Source organism: Asanoa sp. NPDC050611, assembly GCF_040654855.1.
GTDB lineage: Bacteria > Actinomycetota > Actinomycetes > Mycobacteriales > Micromonosporaceae > Asanoa.
Map to the genome: position 1 here is coordinate 1 of NZ_JBFAIU010000471.1, position 4,614 is coordinate 4,614.

4 protein-coding genes are annotated in these 4,614 nt (G+C 75.4%); 2 read left to right on the plus strand and 2 right to left on the minus strand.

Features of this window, described 5'->3' with window-relative positions; genetic code table 11:
* Positions 1–181: 181 nt before the first annotated feature.
* A complete protein-coding gene (locus AB0H87_RS38385; RefSeq protein ID WP_360157611.1) occupies positions 182–1,081 on the plus strand; it encodes a DUF4394 domain-containing protein in 900 nt (299 codons plus the stop codon).
* Between the two features lie 24 nt (positions 1,082–1,105).
* Here AB0H87_RS38385 and AB0H87_RS38390 read toward each other — a convergent pair whose 3' ends face one another.
* Entirely contained in the window at positions 1,106–2,476 is a 1,371-nt protein-coding gene (locus AB0H87_RS38390; RefSeq protein ID WP_360157614.1) for a DHA2 family efflux MFS transporter permease subunit, read from the minus strand.
* 47 nt (positions 2,477–2,523) lie between these two features.
* Here AB0H87_RS38390 and AB0H87_RS38395 point away from each other — a divergent pair, with 47 nt between their 5' ends.
* On the plus strand, positions 2,524–3,141 hold the full coding sequence (locus AB0H87_RS38395; RefSeq protein WP_360157617.1) for a TetR/AcrR family transcriptional regulator: 618 nt from the start codon (positions 2,524–2,526) through the stop codon (positions 3,139–3,141).
* A 20-nt stretch (positions 3,142–3,161) separates the two neighbouring features.
* On the opposite strand, the gene AB0H87_RS38400 is transcribed toward AB0H87_RS38395, so the two are convergent.
* Positions 3,162–4,614 (minus strand): TerD family protein (locus AB0H87_RS38400; RefSeq protein WP_360157620.1); only part of this gene is annotated, 1,453 nt, incomplete at its 5' end.

Sequence of the window (4,614 nt, forward strand, 5' to 3'; positions counted from 1 at the left end):
TCCCCCCGCCCGCGACACCCTCACGGGGCCCCGCTGCGGCTCCCCCTTGTCGCCCCCCCCCCCCTCCCTGGGGGGGGGCGGGGCCGCCCTGTCGGATATCGGCACCCAACCGCCACGCGCCCGTCTCCGAATCAGGTGTGTACCGCCCACGAGGGGCGGACTGACCTGAGTGGAGGATCAGATGCGCAAGAAGTGGATGGCCGGCGTGCTCGCGGCCGCGGGTGCCGTCGCCGTCGGTGGCGGGGCGTTCGCGGCCGCGTCGTTGTCGGGCGGTGGACCGGCCGACGCCGTTCTGGTCAACAGCGTCGGGCAGGACGCACCTCGCGTCGTCGGACTCACCAAGGGCGGCGACCTCGTCTCGTTCCGGGCCGACCGGCCCGGCGACACCCGCCGGATCGGTGCGGTCAAGGGGCTCTCGGGCGACACGCGGCTGGTCGGGATCGACTTCCGGGTGCAGGACGGCAAGCTCTACGGCGTCGGCAACCAGGGCGGCGTCTACACGCTGAGCACGTCGAGCGTCCGCGCCACCAAGGTGTCCCGGCTGACCGTCGCCCTCGACGGCACGCGCTTCGGCGTCGACTTCAACCCGGCCGCGAACCGGCTGCGGGTCGTCAGCGACACCGGGCAGAACCTGCGCCACAACATCGACGACGCGGCGGGCGCGCCGGCCGCCGGCACGACGGCCACCGACACCACGCTCACCGTCCCGCCGGCGACGGCGCCGGCGACCGGCGTGACCGCGGCCGCGTACACGAACAACGACCTGGACACGACGACCGCGACCACGCTGTTCGACCTGAACACGACGACCGACCAGGTCGTCGTGCAGTCGCCGGCCAACGCGGGCGCGCTCGCGCCGACCGGTGGCCTGCTGGTCGACGCCGGCGCCGCGGCGGGCCTGGACATCTACAGCGACCTGCGGGACGGGCGGACGCGCACCAACACGGCGTACGCGACGCTGAACGTCGACGGCCGGCAGCGGTTCTACCAGATCTCCCTGCTGACGGGCCGGGCCGACCAGCTCGGCGCCTTCGCCGGCAAGGCTCCCGTCACGGACATCGCGGTCGTGCTCGACAAGTGAGTCGCCGCGCGACCCGCCGGCACGTCAGCGGGTCCGCGAGGGAACGGGTGCGGCCGCCTCGACGGGCGGGCGCAGCGGGAGGAGCAGGGCCGGCACCAGTGCGAGCGCGGTGAACAGCAGCACCCACCAGAAGGTGTCCGCGAAGGCCGCCGCACCCGGGTGGACCGCGGTGCGGTTGCCCAGGATCGCGGTCAGCACGGCGGCGCCGACCGCGGCGCCGATGGTCTGCACCATCGTGATCGCACTGGTGGCCGCCGGGATCGCGGCGGGCGGGAGGCCCTGGTAGGCGGCGGCCGCGACCGGGACCGCGACCGCCGCGACTCCGACGCCCCAGCCGAACAGGGCCGCGGCCAGCAGCCAGGTGCCGGCGTCGACCTGGGTGAACGCGAGCGCGCCGAGCACGGTGACGGCGATGCCGGACAGGACGACGGGCCGGGCGCCGACGCGGTCGGTCAGGCGGCCCACAAGCGGCAGGGCGAGCATCGTGCCGAGGCTCTGCGGCGCGACGAGCAGGCCGGCGTGCAGCGCGTCGAGGCCGCGGACCTGCTGGAGGTAGAGCGGGACGAGCAGCAGCGCGCCGAAGATGGACAGTCGCGACAGGAAGTTGAGCGCCGTCGCCGCGGCGAGCGCGCGGTGGGCGAACAGGCGCACGTCGACCACGGGTGCGTCGGGCGTCCGCAGGGCGTATCCGATGAAGAGCCCCAGCAGGACGGCGCCGGCGGCCAGCGGGAGCCAGGCCGGGCGGGACAGGCCGAAGACCAGCAGCGCGACGGCCGGTGACAGCAGGGCCAGGCCGCGCAGGTCGATCGGGCGCGGCTCGCGCCGGCCGCTGTCCGGGACACCGCGGCGCGCCAGGAGCACGGCGACCAGGCCGACCGGGACGTTGACGAAGAAGATCCACCGCCAGCCGAGGGTCTGCACGATCAGCCCGCCGAGCAGCGGACCGACGATCGGGGCGAGTTGTGCGGGCACGGCGGCGATGGCCATGACCCGACCGCGCCGCCCGGCGCCGGCGGCCTCGACCAGGATCATGATGCTCAGCGGCACGATCATCCCGCCGCCGATCCCCTGTGCGACCCGGAACGCGACCAGGCTGCCCACCGACCACGCCGTGCCGCAGAGGACCGAGCCGAGCGTGAAGACGGTGAGCGCGAACAGCCACATGGTGCGCACGCCGTGCCGCTCGGCGAGGCGCCCGGTGAGCGGGATGACCATGACGATGGCCAGCAGATAGGCGGTGTTGACCCATTGCGTCGTGCCGATGTCGGCGGAGAAATCCCTGGTCAGGCGGGCGAGAGCGACGGTGACCATGGTCATGTCGAGCATCGCGGCGATCGTGCCGGTGACGACGACGGCGCTGAGCTTGAGGACGGCGCGATCGATTCGGTCGGGCATGCGGACTACACTATACCGTGCAGTGTAGTGTCGTGTATGATCGATCCGTGAAGGAATCGCTCCGGTCCGGGTCGCCGGCCAAGCGCGCCGCGATCGTCCGGGCGGCGCTCGAGGTGTTCGTCCGCGACGGCTATGCCCGCGCGAGCGTCGACGCCATCGCCACCGCCGCGGGCGTCTCGAAGCGCACGATCTACGACTACTACGGCGACAAGGAGCGGCTGTTCCTACGCGCGATCCGGGAGACCAGACAGGCACAGACGGCGGCGTTCGAGGACCTCCTCGACCGCACGCTCGGCCGCGTCGACGACATCGAGGCGGCCCTGACGGCCTTCGGCCGCGAGTTCGCGGTCGCGATCTCCCGCTCGACCGACCGGGCCGCCGTCCTGCGCCTGACGATCGCGGAGGCGGCCCACTTCCCGGCTCTGCTGGAGCCGGACGAGCCGTCGGTCCAAGGCCTGCTTGCCGACCGGCTAGCCGGGCTGGCGGCCGACGGCCTGCTCGACGTCGCGGACCCGACGGAGGCCGCCGAGTTCCTGGGCCTCCTCGTCACGGGCCGGGCCAACAACCACTCGTGGTACGGATCCGTTCCCCTGGCCGACGCCGAGATCGCCCGCCTGGCGGACGGCGGCGTCCGCCTGTTCCTGCGCGCGTACCGACGCGCCTGACGTTCCACAACGGACAGTCGTCACGGACCGGGTGGCGGGTCGGCGCCGAGCGCACCGAGCAGGTCCCCGGCCCGCCGCGGTGTCCAGGGGTCACCCGCGAGGCCGGTGACGGTCAGCGCGGTCGAGCCCGGCGCGACCGGGTGCGGCACCAGCCGGTCGAGGGCCGCGGGGTCCAACGCCCCGGCCAGCACGGTGCGACCCGCGAGGTCGGGCCGGGCGCCGCCGCTGGGCACCGCCGCCGCCGCGCGGATGGCGGCGAGGTCGGCCGGCGCCTCCGTCCACGACCCGTCGGCGTGGCCGACCAGGATCCGGTCGGCCCGACCGGCCGCGTGCCACGCCAGCAGGTCGAGCAGGGTGGTCCGCCGGCCGCCCACGAAGTGCTCCCACTGGTCGGCCGCCGCGCGGGCGAGCTGGTCGCCGTGGCGGCCCACGCTGTGGCCGTAGCCGCGACCCGACAGGGTGAGGTCGGTCCACAGGAGCCGGCGGGCCGGCAGGTCGACGACCATCGGCAGCAGCATGCGGGCATTGCCGCGCAGGTCGAAGCGCTGCGCCACGGCCGCGGCGTCGAAGTGCGCACCGCCGGCCGGCGGCAGCATCAAGCCGGCGAACGCGTCGGTGAGCGCCTCGAACGGGACGGCGTTGTAGCTGAGCACGACGGGCACGGCGTACTGCGCACCGGCGGCGACCAGCCGCTCGACGTCGAGGTCGAGGAACTCCGTGGCGCCGAGCGGGGCCGGCGCCGAGGTCAGGTCGCCGGAGTGGACCGCGGCGTCGCCCGCGAACCGCAGGTGGGTGTAGTCGCAGTGGCCGACCCGCCGCCAGCGGGCGTCGAAGAACGCGCACGACAGGTCGAGGTCGACCCGCGTGGCCTCGTCGGGCTCCGTCCAGTGCAGGAAGAGGCGCAGCCGCGCCCCGGCCGGGAGGGCGTGGACGCCGCCGCGCGGCCAGCCGGCCAGCTGGTTCGAGGCCGCGCGCTCCCGCATCGGCGCCGGCATGCCGGCCAGGGCGGCGTCGAGCACCGCGACCTCGAAGCGGTCGAGCCGGGCCGCGCGGCGGGTCAGCTCGGCGTCGACGAGCGCGCGCGTCGCGGCGATCGCGTCGGACGGCACCCGCGGTCGCCGCTCGGGCTCCGTCCAGGTGGTCACCACGCTGCCGCGCGGGAAGAACACGCGGCGTGGCATGCCCGGGCCGGGGCGACCGCCGACGATTCCGGGCAACGGCTCGTCGCCGCCCGGCGGTGGCGGGGCCGGGGCCCGCGGTGGCGAGGCGCCCAGTCGCCGGGCGACCGCGTCGAGCGCCGCGCCGAGGCGCTGGGTGAGCGCCGGAGCAGGGGCCGCGACTTCGGCCATCCGCGCCCGCGCCGCCGCTCGGGCGCGCGCGGTCGCCGCCAGCTGGGCGGCCGTCGCCCGCTCGGTTTCGGCGCGGCCGGTCAGCACGGCGGCCGCCGCGCCGAGGACGCGGGGGGCCTCAGGC

Coding starts and splice junctions, on each gene's coding strand:
- AB0H87_RS38390 (WP_360157614.1), bottom strand. CDS start 2,476: ATGCCCGACCGAATCGATCGCGCCGTCCTCAAGCTCAGCGCCGTCGTC.
- AB0H87_RS38385 (WP_360157611.1), top strand. CDS start 182: ATGCGCAAGAAGTGGATGGCCGGCGTGCTCGCGGCCGCGGGTGCCGTC.